General features: G+C 61.4%; 12 protein-coding genes. 8 read left to right on the forward strand and 4 right to left on the reverse strand.

The features are described 5' to 3' along the window. Positions 1-54 precede the first annotated feature (54 nt). From gspF to CLU84_RS17545, 4 genes are all read left to right on the forward strand, one after another. Positions 55-1278 (forward strand): type II secretion system inner membrane protein GspF, encoded by a 1224-nt coding sequence (gene gspF / locus CLU84_RS17530; protein ID WP_099738825.1) that lies wholly within the window; start codon positions 55-57, stop codon positions 1276-1278. 135 nt (positions 1279-1413) lie between these two features. After that, a complete protein-coding gene (locus tag CLU84_RS17535) occupies positions 1414-2616 on the forward strand; it encodes an ammonium transporter (RefSeq protein ID WP_099738827.1) in 1203 nt (400 codons plus the stop codon). A 65-nt stretch (positions 2617-2681) separates the two neighbouring features. Continuing rightward, entirely contained in the window at positions 2682-3599 is a 918-nt protein-coding gene (locus tag CLU84_RS17540; protein ID WP_099738830.1) for a 5'-nucleotidase, read from the forward strand. 71 nt (positions 3600-3670) lie between these two features. Beyond that, positions 3671-4135: an EF-hand domain-containing protein gene (locus CLU84_RS17545; RefSeq protein WP_099738832.1), complete on the forward strand. Its 465-nt coding sequence runs from the start codon at positions 3671-3673 to the stop codon at positions 4133-4135. A gap of 65 nt (positions 4136-4200) precedes the next feature. On the opposite strand, the gene CLU84_RS17550 is transcribed toward CLU84_RS17545, so the two are convergent. From CLU84_RS17550 to CLU84_RS17560, 3 genes are all read right to left on the reverse strand, one after another. Beyond that, a complete protein-coding gene (locus CLU84_RS17550; RefSeq protein ID WP_099738833.1) occupies positions 4201-4638 on the reverse strand; it encodes a hypothetical protein in 438 nt (145 codons plus the stop codon). A 208-nt stretch (positions 4639-4846) separates the two neighbouring features. Continuing rightward, positions 4847-5338 carry a DUF1854 domain-containing protein gene (locus CLU84_RS17555; RefSeq protein WP_099739107.1) on the reverse strand — a complete coding sequence of 164 codons (492 nt, stop codon included), beginning with the start codon at positions 5336-5338 and terminating at the stop codon, positions 4847-4849. 3 nt (positions 5339-5341) lie between these two features. After that, a complete protein-coding gene (locus tag CLU84_RS17560) occupies positions 5342-7633 on the reverse strand; it encodes an ABC transporter ATP-binding protein (protein ID WP_099738834.1) in 2292 nt (763 codons plus the stop codon). Positions 7634-7857: 224 nt separating this feature from the next. Between CLU84_RS17560 and cphA (CLU84_RS17565) the strand changes: the two genes are divergently transcribed. From cphA (CLU84_RS17565) to CLU84_RS17580, 4 genes are all read left to right on the forward strand, one after another. Further along, complete coding sequence (cphA, locus tag CLU84_RS17565; RefSeq protein ID WP_099739109.1) at positions 7858-10038, forward strand: cyanophycin synthetase; 2181 nt, start codon at positions 7858-7860, stop codon at positions 10036-10038. 95 nt (positions 10039-10133) lie between these two features. Further along, positions 10134-12704 carry a cyanophycin synthetase gene (cphA, locus tag CLU84_RS17570; protein ID WP_099738836.1) on the forward strand — a complete coding sequence of 857 codons (2571 nt, stop codon included), beginning with the start codon at positions 10134-10136 and terminating at the stop codon, positions 12702-12704. 192 nt (positions 12705-12896) lie between these two features. After that, positions 12897-13280 (forward strand): DUF2946 family protein, encoded by a 384-nt coding sequence (locus tag CLU84_RS17575; RefSeq protein WP_099739111.1) that lies wholly within the window; start codon positions 12897-12899, stop codon positions 13278-13280. 81 nt (positions 13281-13361) lie between these two features. Continuing rightward, positions 13362-15677, forward strand: coding sequence for a TonB-dependent receptor (locus CLU84_RS17580; protein WP_099738838.1), 2316 nt, complete (start codon positions 13362-13364; stop codon positions 15675-15677). A gap of 32 nt (positions 15678-15709) precedes the next feature. Here the strand turns inward: CLU84_RS17580 and CLU84_RS17585 are convergent, their stop codons facing one another. Then, complete coding sequence (locus CLU84_RS17585) at positions 15710-16933, reverse strand: MFS transporter (RefSeq protein WP_099738840.1); 1224 nt, start codon at positions 16931-16933, stop codon at positions 15710-15712. Positions 16934-17213: the final 280 nt, after the last annotated feature.

Consider the following 17213-nt stretch of genomic DNA (forward strand, 5'->3'; position numbering starts at 1 on the left):
CGTCATCAATAGTCGCTACCATCGCAGTAACTCGTTTCAAAGCCACTGCTACGCATGCCCGCCTTTACCTTTGAAGCCCTGGATGCCCAGGGCCAGACCCGCAAGGGCATTCTTGAAGCCGATAACGCCCGTGCCGCTCGCAGCCAGCTGCGCACTCAGGCACTGGTGCCTCTGCAAGTCGAGCCGGTGGCGGCTGGCCAGAGCAAAGGCGGTGCCTCGGTATCGAGCTGGCTCACACGCCCGGTCTTCAACTCCACAAGTCTGGCCGTGTGGACGCGGCAAATCGCCGGTCTGGTCAGCTCCGGCCTGCCCATTGAGCGCGCACTGGCGGCTCTGGCCGAAGAGGCCGAAGACCAGCGCCAGCACCAGCTGGTAGCCGCCTTGCGGGCCGAGGTCAATGCAGGCTCCAGCTTTGCGCGTGCGCTGGAGCAGCACCCGCGCGAGTTCTCCGACATCTTCTGCGCCGTGATTGGGGCGGGCGAATCCAGCGGCAGCCTGGGCCCGGTGCTGGAAAATCTGGCCGACGATCTGGAGTCGCGCCAGGCGCTGAAGTCCAAGCTCATCGGTGCTTCGCTGTACCCGGCCATCGTCACGCTGGTGGCCATCGTCATCGTGATCTTTCTGGTCAGCTATGTGGTGCCGCAGGTTGCAGGCGTGTTCGCCGGCACCAAGCGCGCGCTGCCGTTTCTCACAGTGGTGATGCTTAACGTCAGCGACTTTGTGCGCAGCTATGGCTGGTTCATGCTTGGCGTGATCGTTCTGGGTGGCATGGGGTTTCGCATGGCGCTCAAGAACGAGGCCTTTCGTGAAAATTTTGATGCCCAGTGGCTCAATCTGCCGCTGGTAGGCCGCCTTGCACGCAGTTACAACGCCGCCCGCTTTGCCGGCACGCTGGCCATGCTGGCAGGGGCTGGCGTACCCATCCTCAAAGCCTTGCAGGCCGCAGCCGAGACACTAAACAATCGCGCTCTGCGCGCGGATGCCATGGATGCACTGGTGCTGGTGCGTGAAGGCGCGCCGCTGGCATCGGCTCTGGCGCAGAAAAAACGTTTTCCCGGTCTGGTCGCCATGTTCGCCCGGCTGGGTGAGCAAACCGGCCAGCTGCCGCTGATGCTCCAGCGCGCCGCTACCCAGCTCTCCACCGAAGTGCAGCGCCGCGCCATGCATCTGGCCACCATTCTGGAGCCGCTGCTCATCGTCGCCATGGGTCTGATCGTCATGCTCATTGTGCTGGCCGTGCTGATGCCCATCATCCAGCTCAATCAATTCGTCAAATAACGCTGGCCTCCAGTCTTGGGCATGCCCAGGAGTACTCACTCCAGCATGGCGCAGTTCTTGCTTTCTTTTAGTGCATTGCGCATCTCTCTCGCAATTTCGCACCAATAAATAGCAAATTTCAGCTGGAGCGCTTTCATGGAAGCACTAAAACAGGGCGCAGATGCCCTGTTCATTTTGATGGGCGCGGTCATGGTTCTGGCCATGCACGCAGGTTTCGCATTTCTGGAGCTGGGTACCGTCCGGCGCAAGAACCAGGTCAATGCACTGGTCAAGATCCTGGTCGACTTCTCGGTTTCCACCGTGGTCTATTTTGTGGTCGGCTACGGCGTGGCCTATGGCACGCACTTTTTCGTGAGTGCCGATCAGCTGGCTGCTTTCAACGGCTATGCCCTGGTCAAATTCTTCTTTCTGCTGACCTTCGCAGCGGCCATTCCAGCCATCATCTCTGGGGGGATCGCCGAGCGCGCCAAATTCTGGCCGCAATTGATCGCCACAGCCATCATCGTGGGCCTGATCTATCCGTTCTTCGAGGGCATTGCCTGGAACCAGCATTTCGGCGTGCAGGCCTGGATCAAGGGGCTGACCGGTGCCGAGTTCCACGACTTTGCCGGAAGCGTGGTCGTCCATGCCGTGGGCGGCTGGATTGCTTTGGGCGCCGTGCTGCTACTGGGCCCGCGCCACAACCGCTATCGCCGTGATGGGGCCATTGCCGCAACTCCCCCCTCCAGCATCCCATTCTTGGCATTGGGAGCCTGGATCTTGATCGTGGGCTGGTTCGGCTTCAACGTGATGAGTGCTCAGAACCTGGACAAAATCTCCGGCCTGGTGGCCGTGAACTCGCTGATGGCCATGGTCGGCGGCACGCTGGCGGCCTTGGCTATGGGCAAGAACGACCCTGGCTTTGTGCACAACGGCCCGCTGGCCGGTCTGGTCGCCATCTGCGCCGGCTCGGATCTGATGCACCCGCTGGGAGCCCTTGTCGTGGGCGCTGCAGCAGGAGCCATTTTCGTGGTCATGTTCACCTTGACCCAGAATCGCTGGAAAATCGACGACGTGCTGGGCGTCTGGCCGCTGCACGGTCTGTGCGGCACCTGGGGCGGTGTTGCTGTCGGTATCTTCGGCACACGGGCTCTGGGCGGACTGGGCGGCGTACATCTGGGCGCCCAACTGATCGGCACGCTGATGGGTGTGGCCTGGGCCTTGGCAGGTGGACTGCTGGTCTACGGCCTGCTCAAAAAAACCCTGGGCCTGCGCCTGAGCCAGGAACAGGAATTCGACGGGGCCGACCTGTCCATACACCATATCGGCGCCACGCCAGAGCGCGAAGCCAACTGGTGAGACAAAGGCGAAGACGGGTGCGTATCATCGATACATTGTTTACCCCCGCTTGAAGATCCACCGCCATGACCATGACTCTCGACGACAAGCTGGTCGTCGCCATCTCCTCACGCGCCCTGTTCGACTTCGAAGAGGAAAACCAGGTCTTCGAGCATGGCGACGACCACTCCTATTCACGCCTGCAGCGCGAGCGGCTGAATGTGCCCGCAGCGCCCGGCGTGGCGTTTTCGCTGGTCAAAAAGCTGCTGGCCTTTAACACCGAAGAGCAGCAACGGGTTGAGGTTGTGCTGCTGTCACGCAACGACCCGGTCAGCGGCATGCGCGCCTTTCGCTCGGCCAAGGCGCACGGCCTGCACTCCATTCAGCGCGGCGTATTCACGCAGGGGCGTGACCCATTTGGTTATCTGCGCCCGCTGGGTGCGCAGCTGTTTCTCTCCGCCAATGCCGACGATGTAACGCAGGCGCTGCAACTGGGTTACCCCGCCGCCCATGTGTTCACCGACTCCATGCGCGCCAGCGGCAGCCACCCGCAGGAAGTACGCATTGCCTTTGACGGCGATGCCGTGCTGTTCTCCGACGAATCCGAGCGCGTGTTTCAGGCCGAGGGGCTGGCCGCCTTTCAAAAGCACGAGCAGGAAAAGGCCACCCAGCCCCTGCCCGAAGGCCCGTTCAAGCCCCTGCTGGCGGCCCTGCACAGCCTGCAGCAGATTGAAGTACCCGGCATGCGCATACGCACGGCCCTGGTCACCGCACGCAGCGCACCCGCCCATGAACGCGCCTTGAACACGCTGATGGACTGGAAAATTGATGTGGATGAGGCCATGTTTCTCGGCGGCCTGGCCAAGGGCGAATTTCTGCGCGAGTTCGAGCCCGACTTCTTCTTTGACGACCAGACCAGCCATGTGCGCAATGCCGCCAGTCATGTTCCATCGGGCCATGTACGCAGCGGTATCGCCCACAACAAACCACCGATACATTCGTAAAGCTTGGCAAAGCCCGGAAAGCGAATGCAAAACTTGGGGACTACAGCGGGCTTGCGGTTGAGAATCGCTACATCGCCCTTATCTGTACCTCTATGCACTCAGTCAAAAAGAAAATCACCCTCTCCCGCAGCACCACCATCATGAAATCCGCCATGGGCGTGCTGCTGACCAGTGCTGTGCTGTTGCTGCCCACCGTGCGCGCCGAAGATAGCGCTGACAAATCGGGGGCCAAGAACAGCGCCCAGCTCTCCAAGGGCGAAATCAAGGCCCAGCAGCAATTCAAAATGCTGGACTTCAATCAGGATGGAAAGCTCAGCCGCAAGGAAGTCGCCATCATCCCCAAGCTGGCTGCCGCCTTTGACGAGACCGACACCAACAAAGACGGTTTTGTGACCTACGAAGAAGTCCGCGCCTACGCCGTCAAATACCGCGCCGAGCGCGAAAAGGCCAAGGCCGCTGAAACCACGGCTAGTCCTGCAGCGACTGAAAACGCTCACAAATCAGAAGCTGCCAGCGCTGATTCTGAAAGCAAGTAAACACCAAACATCGCTGAAGCACTTCATTAGCAAGTGCTATCAGCTACTCTATCAAGAGCAGTCCTTTATTTAGGACCACCTGTGCGCTTGATACGTGGCTCGGAATAAGTCAGCGGCTCATTGCGCGCCGACTGCTTGTTCTGCAGCACATCCTCGGACTTACTCACTTCCTGCGCCTGCTCCACCGCCTGCGCGCTGGCGCGCCACATGGATTGAATGAACTCGATGAGCTGCTTGGAAATAGGCTCCTTGGGCGGCTCGTCCACCTCTTCCTTTTGCTTGACCTCCTCGGCCAGCGTCCAGTCGCGGTTTTCCGTATCGGGCGCGGATGGCTTTTCAGGCTCGCGCACCGTGCGCCCCTCGCCAATCTTGTCCACAGACTCGCTCGCGTTCACCGCATTGACGGGTCGCACCGGCGCAGCACCCGAGGCGCCTGTGGAATACAAATCCGCACCCTGCGTACGCCAGGGCGTCTGTGTCCGGTCTAGAGGAGGAATTTGCATGGCTTGGCCCTCAGGAGTTGAAAAAATTCAGGCGGAAAAACAGCTATCTCGCCTGCTTATCGACCACTCTTGAGAAAACTGAAGGATTATTTTCATTCCTTTTTTAATAGCTGCCAGCGCATTCCCTCTAAGGGCTACAAGCCATTTCGTCATAAAAAAGGCCTCAACGCTGACGCGTGAGGCCTGTGAATTTGTCTGAACTGAGGGCTTACAAGAAGCGCTCCAGCAACTTGCGCGAATGGCGGTCCAGCTTGTTGCTGTCAGGAATGCGGTACTGGACCCCATCCTGACCCGTGATCTGCAGCTTGGTTCGCCCCGCCAGCTTGCGGATATCTTCCTCTGCCTTGAGCACCATTTGCGTCATACCGCGGTCGGTCTGCAGGTCCCAGGTGCTGGGCGTGGAAAAGCTGGAGACCTTGAGGATGTGCTCAATCGTGGGAATGAATTCACGAACCGCCAGATCCTGCTCAATCAGCTGACGATGCTCGGGCTGCAGATCAGCCATGCGAGAGATCCACAGCGCTTCCTTGCCATCAGCCGCAATCAGCGACAGGCCTTCCAGCGGCGCTTCAATGGGAAAGGCACGCACGGGCGTTACGCCTTCAAACACATGGCCGTTGGCCAGTGTCAGCACCAGCCGGCCATGGGCATTGCGCGTCAATTGCATGCCATTCAGATTGGATTGGGGAGCTTCAATCATCATTTATTCCTTGGTCTGCAGTGTCAGACCTGCGGCCTGCGCATCTTCTTCAGCACGGCGGGCCTGTGCGTCGTACAGACGGAAGTAATGGCCCTTGAGCGCCATCAGCTCGTCGTGCGGGCCAACTTCCACAATCTCGCCGCGGTCCATGACGACCAGACGGTCGGCCTTGCGCAGCGTGGAAAGGCGGTGGGCAATGGCAATCGTGGTGCGGCCTTGCACCAGGTTGTCCAGCGCCTTCTGGATTTCCTTCTCGGTCTCGGTGTCCACAGCAGACGTAGCTTCGTCCAGGATCAGGATGCGCGGGTCAATCAGCAGCGCACGGGCGATGGAGATGCGCTGGCGCTCGCCACCCGACAGGCCCTGGCCGCGCTCGCCCACCAGCGAGTCATAGCCATGGGGCAGGCGCAGGATGAATTCATGCGCATGGGCAGCACGGGCAGCGGCCACAATTTCCTCGCGGCTCGCGCCGGGCTTGCCATAGGCCAGATTCTCGGCAATCGTGCCAAAGAACAGGAAGGGCTCTTGCAGCACCAGACCGATGTTGCTGCGGTAGTCGGACACGGACATGCGGCGCACATCCACGCCATCAAGCTGGATGGAGCCTTCGCTCACGTCATAGAAGCGGCAGATCAGATTGACCAGCGTGCTCTTGCCCGAGCCGCTGTGGCCCACCAGACCAATCATCTCGCCAGGCTTGATTTGCAGGTTCAGGTGCTTGATAACGGAGCGGCTGCCGTAGCGAAAGCCCACGTTATCCATGGTGATCGCGCCTTGGGCCTTGCCCGGCAGCTTCACGGGGTTGGCGGGCTCGGGCACGTTGCTCACATGGTCGAGGATGTCAAAAATGCGCTTGGCACCGGCAGCGGCCTTTTGCGTGACCGAGACAATGCGGCTCATCGAATCAAGACGCGTATAGAAGCGACCGATATAGGCAATGAAAGCGGTCAGCACACCCACGGTGATGGCGCCGCCAGCCACCAGATAAATACCAAAGCCCCAGACGATCAGAATGCCGATTTCGGTCAGCAGCGTGACCGTGGGCGTGAACACCGACCAGGTTTTGTTGACCTTGTCGTTGGCCTGCAGGTTGACCAGATTGGCATCTGCAAAGCGGTCAGCCTCGCGCTTTTCCTGAGCAAACGCCTTCACCACGCGGATACCGGGGATGGTGTCAGCCAGCACATTGGTCACTTCAGACCAGACGCGGTCAATTTTTTCAAAGCCGGTGCGCAAGCGGTCGCGCACGGTGTGAATCATCCAGGCGATGAACGGCAGCGGCACCAGAGTGACCAGCGCCAGCCAGGGATTGATGGAGAACAGAATCGCCGATGTCATGACGATCATCAGCACATCGGTCGCAAAATCCAGCGCATTCAACGATAGAAACAGATTAATACGATCTGTTTCAGCACCAATACGTGCCATCAGATCACCGGTGCGCTTGCTGCCGTAAAAGTCCACCGACAGATTCAGTAAGTGGTTGTAGGTCGTGGTGCGCAGATTAGAGCCTATGCGCTCGGACACCTTGGCCAGTACAAAAGTGCGCGCCCAGCCCAGAGCCCAGGCCAGAATCGCCGAAACCAGCAGGGCGCCCAAGTAGAAAGTCACCAGACTGGAGTCGATCTTCTCGCCGTTCTGGAACGGAATCAGAATCTTGTCCATCAGCGGAATGGTCAGATACGGCGCCACCAGCTGGGCCGCCGTCGTAGCCAGCGTCAGCAAAAAGCCCAGCAGCAGCTGGCCCTGGTAGGGCTTGGCAAAGCGCCACAGGCGCAGCAGCACCCAGGTAGAGGTCTGCGGTGCCTGCTGGCGGGCGCAGGCCGGGCATTCCTCGGTATCCGGCGGCAGGGCCGAGTGGCAGACCGGGCAGTGCGCGGTGTCCTCATCGGCGACTGCGGTATAGGTCTCATGGCGCGCAATGCGCTCGCGCTGGCGGTCAAACTGCTGGATCAGCTGCAGCATGGCAGCCTGATGGGTCAGCGTGATATGCCACTGCGCCAGACGGGCATCGTGGGTATGCAGCTCCAGATTGCCCACACCGCCATGGTCCTGCAGGCGCAGTGACTGGTCGACAGCCAGAGCCCACTCCTGCCACTGGTGAGTGATGGGGTCGCAGGCCAGAAGACGCTCCTGCGTCAAGGCCAGCAGGCCGTTGCCAAACTTCAAATCCGCACTCAGGTCAACCGGGACGATGGCTAAAACGTTCTCATGTTCAACGAGCTTTGCTCGCAGATTGCCCCCCAGGGGGCCTGCAAAGACGGCCGAGGCGTCCACAGTATGGTGATGTTGCATGTTGAGTTATTTTTCTCCGCCGTTAGCGGCTCCAGAAGTCATGCGGCTAACCGCTTCGGCATGGTAAACGTGGCTTGCCCGACGTCCGATACACCCCAGTTAACGCGCGAGCCCACCTTTAGGCTGACAAGCTTCACAATGCAGATTCTGGGCGCACAATGCCAACCCATCAGGGGCAGGAGTTTAAAAAAACCTGCTCTCCCCATTTTTATCCGCTGAGCAACATGGCGAAATTCAACGACATCCAACTCTTACGCACAACATTCCTGCGCGGCCCCAGTGTCTGGACATACCGCCCGGTACTGGAAGTCTGGCTGGATCTGGGAGAGCTGGAAGACTACCCGTCCAACAAGATTCCCGGCCTCAACGACCGCCTGACTGCCTGGCTGCCCGACCTGATCGAGCACACCTGTGGCGTGGGCGAGCGCGGCGGCTTTATCCAGCGCCTTGAAGGCGGCACCTGGATGGGCCATGTGCTGGAGCATGTGATCATCGAGCTGCTGAACCTGGCCGGCATGCCTGCCGAGTTTGGTCAGACCCGTGAAATTTCCAAGCGCGGCGTGTACCGCATGGTGTTCCGCTGCCCCGAAGAAGCTGTGGCCCGCGTGGCGCTGGAGCATGGTCACAAGCTGCTGATGGCGGCCATCAACGACGAGCCGTTCGAGATCAAGCCCGCCATCCACGCCATCAAGACCGCCATCAACGACCGCTACCTCGGCCCATCAACCGGCTGTATCGTCGATGCCGCTGGCGAGCGCCGCATTCCCCATATCCGCCTGAACGACGGCAATCTGGTGCAACTGGGCTACGGCGCGGCACAGCGCCGCATCTGGACGGCTGAATCCGACCAGACCAGCGCCATTGCCGAAGGCATTGCTCAGGACAAAGACTTCACCAAGCGTCTGCTGGCCGCCTGCGGCGTGCCCGTGCCCGAAGGCCAGATTGTCGCCACGCCCGAAGAAGCGTGGGAAGTGGCACAGGACATTGGCTTTCCCGTCACCGTCAAGCCATCGGACGGCAACCACGCCCGTGGCGTGACGCTGGAGCTGTACCAGGAAGCGGATATCAAGACCGCATTTGCGCTGGCCCAGCCTGAAGGCTCTGACGTCATCGTGGAACGCTTCATCGACGGTACCGAGCACCGCCTGCTGGTTGTGGGCGGTAAAGTCGTCGCCGCCACCAAGGGCGAAACCGTGTCGGTCTACGGCAATGGCACTGCCACGCTGCGCGAACTGGTCGCCGTGCTGAACCTGGACCCCCGTCGCGGCCCCGAGCAGGAGTACCCGCTGGACTGGATCAATCTGGACGCCGGTGCCGTCAAGCTGGAGCTGAACCGCCAGCATGTAACGCCCGACAGCGTGATTCCTCAAGGCCAGGCCGTGCTGCTGCAGCGTAACGGCAACATGGCCATCGACTGCCTGGACGACGTCCACCCCGATGTGGCCTATTACGCCGTGCTGGCTGCAAAAATCGTCGGCCTCGACATCGCCGGCATGGACATGATCTTGAAGGACGTCTCTCAGCCCATGCAGGGCCAGGGCGCGATTCTGGAAGTCAACGCCGGCCCCGGCCTGCTGATGCACCTCAAGCCCACCAGCGGCGCACCCCGCCCCGTCGGCATGGCGATTGCCGATCACCTCTTCCCGCGTGAAGATGGCCCCGGCGCAGGTCGCATTCCCGTCGTCGGCATTGTGGGCACTCGCAACAACGCCTTCATCTCGCGTCTGGTGGGCTGGCTGCTGCAGCTGTCTGGCAAGCTGACCGGTGTTGCCAGCAGCGAAGGCATGTATCTGGCCAACCGCCAGACACAAAAGACCAACACTGCCAACTGGGCTGGCGCACACCGCCTGCTGACCAACCGTCTGGCACAGGCCGCCGTGATTCAAACCACCGCCCGCTCCATTCTGGAAGAAGGTCTGGCCTATGACCGCTGCCTGGTCGGTGTTGTGACCGACATGGACGGCTTTGAACAACTGGCTGACCACGATGTGCTGGAAGCGGGCCAGATGCGCCGCGTCATGCGCACCCAGATCGATGTGGTGCTCGATGGCGGTGCTGGCGTGCTGAACGCTGACCTGCCCGAAGTGGCCGATCTGGCCGAACTGTGCGACGGCGAAGTGGTTCTGTACTCCACCGAAGCCGCCAACGAATTCATCGCTGCCCACCGCGCCAACACCGAAGTTCAGCACGAAGGCGGCCGCGCCGTATTCGTCAAGGGCAACCAGGTGGTGCTGGCAACCGGCGCGCAGGAACGCGTTCTGGGCACGCTGGATGCACTGTCTCTGGCCGGTGGCAAGCGCCCCGACACCCCCGCGCTGCTGGCCGCCATTGCCACGGCATGGGCGCTGGATATCACGCCCGATCTGATCGGCGCGGGCATCAAGACCTTTGAATACCAGGCTTGAGCGCCCGTCAAAACGCTTCAATAAATATAGCTGCTGGCGCATGCAGGGCAAGCGCCAAGCCAAGAAATAGCTTGATATTCAGCTGAAAGAACACTATGCAGATCACCCGCATCCGAGCCTTGCGTGGCCCCAACCTCTGGACCCGTAGCACCGCCTTCGAAGCCATCGTGCACTGCGAAGACAGCGAGTTGCGTTACACCGCCATGCCCGGCTTTGAAGACAAGCTGCGTGCACGCTTTCCCACCATTGGCACGCTGCAGCCCCATGGTGCCAACCAGCACCTGTCGCTGGCCCATGTGCTGGAAGTAGCCGCCCTTTCGCTGCAGGCGCAGGCGGGCTGCCCCGTCTCCTTCAGCCGCACGCATGAGACTGTGGAACACGGCACCTTTCAGGTCGTTGTGGAATACACCGAAGAAGCCGTGGGCCGACTGGCCATGGAGCAGGCCGAAGCCCTGATCCTCGCGGCCCTCAACGACACGCCTTTTGACAGCGACAAAGTCATCGCCCAACTGCGCGAGCTGGACGAAGACGACCGCATCGGCCCTTCGACCGGAGCCATCCTGGATGCAGCCGTGGCCCGTGGCATTCCTTATCGCCGCCTCACCACCGGTTCGCTGGTGCAGCTGGGCTGGGGCTCCAAGGCCCGCCGCTTTCAGGCCGCAGAGTTGGACTCCACCAGCGCCGTGGCTGAATCGATTGCACAAGACAAAGACCTGACCAAGCGCCTGCTGCACGCCGCTGGCGTGCCTGTGCCCATGGGCCGCCCCGTGACAGATGTGGAAGACGCCTGGGTCGTGGCGCAAGAAGTGGGCCTGCCCGTCGTGGTCAAGCCGCAGGACGGCAACCAGGGCAAGGGCGTGGTGGTCAATATCACCACACGCGAAGGTCTGGAAGCTGCCTACAAAGTGGCCAGTGAGTTTGGCGACGAAATTCTGGTCGAGCGCTTTTTGCCCGGCCACGACTTCCGCATGCTGGTCGTCGGCGGCCAGCTGGTAGCGGCTGCCCGCCGCGAGCCACCCCAGGTGCTGGGTGATGGCACCCACACCATTCGCGAGCTGGTCGAAATCGTCAACCAGGACCCACGCCGCGGCTCGGGCCATGGCACGGCATTGACCAAGATTCGTCTTGACGACATCGCCATTGCCCGCATTGCCAGCGAAGGCTTGACACCTGAATCCGTGCCCGCACAGGGCCAGCGCGTGGTGCTGCGCAACAACGCCAACCTGTCCACCGGCGGCAGCGCCACCGATGTGACCGACGACGTGCACCCCGAAATCGCCGCCCGCGCTATCGAAGCAGCCCAGACCATCGGCCTGCACATCTGCGGCGTGGACGTGGTCTGCGAAACCATGCTCAAGCCGCTGGAAGAGCAAAGCGGCGGCATAGTGGAAGTGAACGCGGCCCCTGGCCTGCGCATGCACCTGGCTCCGTCTTTTGGTCGCCCTCGCAACGTGGGCGTGCCCATGGTCGATGAACTGTTCGCCCCCGGCGACAATGGCCGCATCCCTCTGGTTGCCGTCACCGGCACCAATGGCAAGACCACCACCACCCGCGTGATTGCCCACCTGTTCACATCGCACGGCTGGCGCACCGCCATGACCAACACCGATGGCGTGTGGGTCAACAACCGCCAGATCGACAGCGGCGATTGCTCCGGCCCCAAGAGCGCCCGCAACGCGCTGGCCCACCCCGAAACCGATGCCGCCGTGCTCGAATGCGCACGCGGCGGTATTTTGCGTGAAGGTCTGGGTTTTGACCGCTGCCAGGTGGCCGTGGTCACCAACGTGGGCGAAGGCGATCACCTGGGTCTGAACTTCATCACCACCAAGGAAGATGTGGGCGTGTTGAAGCGCGTCATCGTGCAAAACGTCGCTACTGATGGCTATGGCGTGCTCAATGCTGCCGACCCACTGGTCGCAGCCATGGCATCCGTTTGCCCCGGCAAGGTCATCTTCTTTGCCGCTGATCGCCACCACCCCATCATGGCCACGCACCGCGCCCAAGGCAGCCGCGTGGTCTATGTCGATGGCGACTCTATCGTGGCAGCCGAAGGCTCATGGCGCGAAACCATTGCACTGCGCGAAATCCCCATCACCCGCAACGGCACCATCACTTTCCAGGTTGAAAACGTGATGGCATCGATTGGTGCAGCATGGGCCGCTGGCCTGCCCTGGCAAACCATTCGCCGCGGCCTGGCTGGTTTCTTGAACGACACCGGCAACGCCCCCGCGCGCTTTAACGTGATGGATTACAAGGGTGCCACCATCATTGCCGACTACGGCCACAACCCGGACGCCATGCGCGCCCTGGTGCAAGCCGTGGAAGCCATGCCAGCCAAGCGCCGCAGCGTGGTCATCAGCGGTGCCGGCGACCGCCGCGATCAGGACATCATCGAGCAGACCCAGATTCTGGGCAAAGTGTTCGACGACGTGATCCTGTACCAAGACGCCGCACAGCGCGGCCGCAAAGATGGTGAAGTGCTGGCACTGCTCAAGCAGGGTCTGGAGGGAGCCCTCCGCACGACCTACACCACTGAAATCCACGGTGAATTCATCGCCATTGACCACGCTTTGAGCCGCCTGCAAGCCGGCGACCTGAGCCTGGTACTGGTCGATCAGGTGGAAGAAGCGCTTGAGCACCTGCGCAAGCATGTGGCAGGACAGTAAGCCCCTGAGGCACTAACGCACCCGTTTTTCTCGGCTTGCGCTCCTGCGACTCCAACCCGGCCTTGCGCCGGGTTTTGTTATTAAAAACAGAGCATTGAGCGCAGATTGTAAAAGCACTAGCAGCGGTTTTTACGCATATTCGCCCCTGACAAACGCCGTATGATCCGGACAGCTGTCACCACCATCCGCTTCATGACTTTGCACGCACTTCGCCGCATTGCCACCTGCCTTCTGGGCCGGTGTGTGCTGGCATGGTTTACATTGTCCATAGGCGTGGCAAGCGCGGCACCGCTGATTCAGTCTCAGGGTTTTGAGCTGATATGTACCAGCACCGGTGCCATGAAGATGGTCGCCATTGGCGACGAGGACGGCAGCGATCAAACGGCCCTGGGCGCAGGTCACCTTGACTGCCCCATGTGCCTGCCCCACGCGGCACCGCCACCGCCGGTGCTGCAACTGGCTGCGCCCACCCAGTCACCGCTGCGCCATGCGCTGCAGCCGGTAGAGCGGGCGCGCATTGCAGCCATCACGGCGGCACCTCTGCCCGCACGTGGGCCACCCCTGGCAACTTCTTGAACTATTTCCGGCTCAAGCGCAAGCACTGCTTGCGTTAGCCGCTATCAGATTCATAGGAGCCAAGCGCTCCGGGGTACATCAATGAAAACGTATTTTTTGCCACTCGTGGTGAGTGGTATCGCATGGCCGTGCCTGGCCCAGACTTCGCCTGACATTTCCAACCAGCCAGAGCGCAGCCGCGCGCTTGGCGTGGTCACTGTCAACGGCGGCCAGCCCAGCTCGCTGCCCACCCAGATTCCGACCACCATAGAAGGCATCACCCGCGAGGAAATAGAGACCCGCATCAACGCCACCGACAGCGAAGACGCCCTCAAATACCTGCCCAGCCTGCTGGTGCGCAAGCGCTATATCGGCGATTACAACCACGCCATCCTCTCCACCCGCGCATCGGGCACGGGCAATAGCGCGCGCTCTGCGGTGTATGCGGACGGGATTTTGCTCTCCAATTTTCTGGGCAATGGCATCGCCAACGGCAGCAACTACGCGCCTAGATGGGGACTGGTCACGCCCGAAGAGATTGAGCGTGTGGATGTCATGTACGGTCCGTTTTCTGCCGCCTACCCCGGCAATTCCGCAGGTGCCGTGGTGGACTATGTGACGCGCATGCCGGACAAGCTGGAAGCCCATGTGGCCGCAGGCTATTCATCCCAGCCCAACCAGCTCTACGGCACAAACGGCACCTTCAACAGCTGGAACAGCAGTGCTTCCATCGGCAGCCGAAGCGGCGACTGGTCGTTCTGGATCAACCTCAACCACACCGACAGCAACGGCCAGCCGCTGACCTTCCCTACCGTGCTGCAATCCGCTGGTGTGGCAGGCAGTGCTGGCACGCCTGTCACCGGCGCGGTGGCGGGGCTCAACACCACCAATCAGCCTTGGCTCATTCTGGGCGCGGGCACGCAATACCGCACGCAGCAAGATCACGCCAAGATCAAACTGGCCTATGACATCACGCCCACACTGCGCGCCAGCTACACGCTGGGCTGGTGGCAAAACGATGCCAAGGGCCGATCAGAGAGTTATCTCAAGGGGCCGAACGGCCAGCCGGTCTACAGCGGCCCCATCAATATCGGCGGCAAGACCTACAACCTCTCGCCCACGGCCTTCGGCCTGTCTAACGACAGCCAGACCCACACCATGCATGGCGTCTCCCTCAAAAGCCACACGCAAGGCAGTTTTGACTGGGAGCTAAGTGCCAGCCTGTATGACTACGGCAAGGATCAGCAGCGCGTACCCACGATTGCCCTGCCAGCGGCAGCCACCGGCGGCAACGGCACGCTGCAGGACCAGAACGGCACTGGCTGGAACACCTTGGCGGCCAAAGGCACCTGGCGTCAGAACGGTCTGCTGGGCCTGCAAGGCGCGCATATCGTGGACTTCGGCCTGGGCCGCGATGCCTACCACCTCGATATCCGCAAATTCAACGTGGCAGGTGACTGGCAATCCGGCCCTGCCAACGAGCAATCGCTGGTCAGCCAGGTCGGCGGACGGGCTGAAACGCGCTATGTCTGGGCGCAGGACAGCTGGCAGTTAGCCAAAGACTGGAAAGCCGTGCTGGGCCTGCGCTGGGAAGACTGGACTGCCAGCCAGGGCCGCACGGCCACCGCCAGCAGCCAGCTAAATTACGCCCAGCGCAGCGAATCACATTTATCACCCAAGGCCGCGCTGGCGTACCAGCTGGCGCGCCACACCACGCTCAAAGCATCGCTGGGCCGCGCCGTGCGTTTTCCAACCGTGGGCGAGCTGTATGGAGCGACATCGGGCGGTGTGCTCTCGTTCATCAACAACCCGAACCTGCGCCCCGAAAAGTCTTGGACCAGTGAGTTGAGTGCAGAGCAAGACTTGGGCAATGGTCTGCTGCGCGCCACGCTGTTTCACGAAACGACCAAAGACGCGCTTTACAGCCAGCTGATTCCGGGCACCACGACATCCGCCGTGCAGAACGTAGACAAGGTACGCACCACGGGGCTTGAACTGGCTTACTCCGCGCAATCGGTGCTGGTGCGTGGACTGGATCTGGGAGCCAGCCTGACCTTTGCCAACTCGAAAACCGTGGCCAATGCCGCCAACCCGGCCAGCGTCGGCAAGTGGCAGCCCCGCGTGCCGCGCTGGCGTGCCACGGCCTATGCCACTTATCAACCCACAGACCGCTGGGCGCTGACGGTGGCTGCGCGCTATAGCGGCCGCCAGTACTCGAACCTGGATAACAGCGACATCAACGCCGACACCTACTTCGGGGCCAGCAAATACTTCAGCGTGGATCTGCGCGCCCGCTATCAGATCGACAAGCAGCTGTCGGCAGCGTTTGGCGTGGATAACGCCAACAACGCCCAGTACTGGAACTTCCACCCCTACCCGCAGCGCACCTACACGGCATCACTACGCTGGGATATGTAGGCGCATTTAGTAAGCGCGTTTAGTAGGCTCATTTAGTGAGCTGCCATGGGCTGCTGCAGCCCATGGCTTTTGCGCATGCGAAACGTTTCCAGCGCAGCCATCAGCGCCAGCGCCACACCCAGTGCGCAAGCGCCTTGCCAGCCGTTGATGCGCCAGGCCAGTGTGCCCAGCGCAGAGCCTGCAGCAGCACCCGTGAAGTAACCCGTCATATAGACCGCATTCATGCGGCCTCGCGCCACCGGCATCAGTTGTGCCACGGTGGCCTGGTTGGTGATATTCAGGCATTGCAGGCCTAGATCAATCACCACCATACCCAGCACAAACCAGCCCAGGTGGGAGCCGCCCACCCACAGCATGGGCCATGAAAGCAGCAGCGCCAGCGCACCAATGGCACAGCTCACTCGGCCCAGACCTTTATCCACCAGTCGCCCAGCTTGCGTGGCCACCAGTGCACCCGCCGCACCGGCCAGACCAATCAGGCCAATCTGCCCGTCACCCAGCCCCAGTGGCCCGCTGGACAGCTGCAGCGCCATGGTCGAAAACAGCACGCTGACCGAGGCAAACGCCAGTGCGCTGACCAGCGTGCGCTGGCGCAGACCCGGCTGGCTGCGCAGCAGGCTCCACATGCTGGAGAGCACTTGACCGTAGCTCACCGGCACTGGATTGCGTGATGCAGGCAGCGCCTTCCACAACCACAGCGCCACCACCGCCATGACCAACGCCGCCCCCTGGTACACGGCCTGCCAGCCCCATGCGCCAGACACCATGCCCGCCACACTGCGCGCCAGCAAAATGCCAAGCAGCAAGCCGCTCATCACCCAGCCCACAGCGCGCCCGCTCTGCCCCGGCTGGGCCAGCGCCGCAGCCATGGGAACCAGCACCTGCGCCGCCACAGAGAACAAACCGGCCAGCAACGTGCCTAGCAAAAACATGGGCAGATTCTGAGAAAAACCGCAAAGCGCCTGGCCCACGGCTGCCAGCAGCATCAAGCTGACAGCCAGACCACGGCGCTGCAGCTTGTCGCCCAGCGGAGCCAGTAGCAGCAAGCCACCGGCATAGGCCACCTGCGCCAGCGTCACGCTGGTGGCGGCAGCTGATTCGCTGACCGAGAAATACTCGGCAATCGAGTGCAGCAAGGGCTGATTGAAGTAATTACCACCCGCGCACAGACCGCAGGCCAGCGCCATCAGCAGCAGGGAAGATGGACTCAGACCGGGCGTGGCATCAGAGGCAGAAGCAGAAACGGAAACCGACATAGAAACTCGCCACACCCGGCAAGGGCATGACGCTTAAAGAGAGCAAAGCCGAAAAAGCGCCTGCCAGAAAAGCAGTCGCTGCGAGCAACAAGGAAGTCAGAAATCGGCATCCGAGGCTGAATGCCAGCACAGGCCGCAGGCCTGCTGAACTTTCTGCATCTGTGGATAAAACAGAAGGCGGCGGAACAGGACAATGCATGATTGCAATCTCCGCCAGCAGGTCTGCATTGTCGCCAGAGCGCATCCTCTACGATGCACAGCGGGCACAATGCCCTGCGAC

Source organism: Comamonas sp. 26 (genome assembly GCF_002754475.1).
GTDB lineage: Bacteria > Pseudomonadota > Gammaproteobacteria > Burkholderiales > Burkholderiaceae_C > Comamonas.

Coding starts and splice junctions, on each gene's coding strand:
- gspF (WP_099738825.1), top strand. CDS start 55: ATGCCCGCCTTTACCTTTGAAGCCCTGGATGCCCAGGGCCAGACCCGC.
- CLU84_RS17535 (WP_099738827.1), top strand. CDS start 1,414: ATGGAAGCACTAAAACAGGGCGCAGATGCCCTGTTCATTTTGATGGGC.
- CLU84_RS17540 (WP_099738830.1), top strand. CDS start 2,682: ATGACCATGACTCTCGACGACAAGCTGGTCGTCGCCATCTCCTCACGC.
- CLU84_RS17550 (WP_099738833.1), bottom strand. CDS start 4,638: ATGCAAATTCCTCCTCTAGACCGGACACAGACGCCCTGGCGTACGCAG.
- CLU84_RS17555 (WP_099739107.1), bottom strand. CDS start 5,338: ATGATTGAAGCTCCCCAATCCAATCTGAATGGCATGCAATTGACGCGC.
- CLU84_RS17560 (WP_099738834.1), bottom strand. CDS start 7,633: ATGCAACATCACCATACTGTGGACGCCTCGGCCGTCTTTGCAGGCCCC.
- cphA (WP_099739109.1), top strand. CDS start 7,858: ATGGCGAAATTCAACGACATCCAACTCTTACGCACAACATTCCTGCGC.
- cphA (WP_099738836.1), top strand. CDS start 10,134: ATGCAGATCACCCGCATCCGAGCCTTGCGTGGCCCCAACCTCTGGACC.
- CLU84_RS17575 (WP_099739111.1), top strand. CDS start 12,897: ATGACTTTGCACGCACTTCGCCGCATTGCCACCTGCCTTCTGGGCCGG.
- CLU84_RS17580 (WP_099738838.1), top strand. CDS start 13,362: ATGAAAACGTATTTTTTGCCACTCGTGGTGAGTGGTATCGCATGGCCG.
- CLU84_RS17585 (WP_099738840.1), bottom strand. CDS start 16,933: ATGTCGGTTTCCGTTTCTGCTTCTGCCTCTGATGCCACGCCCGGTCTG.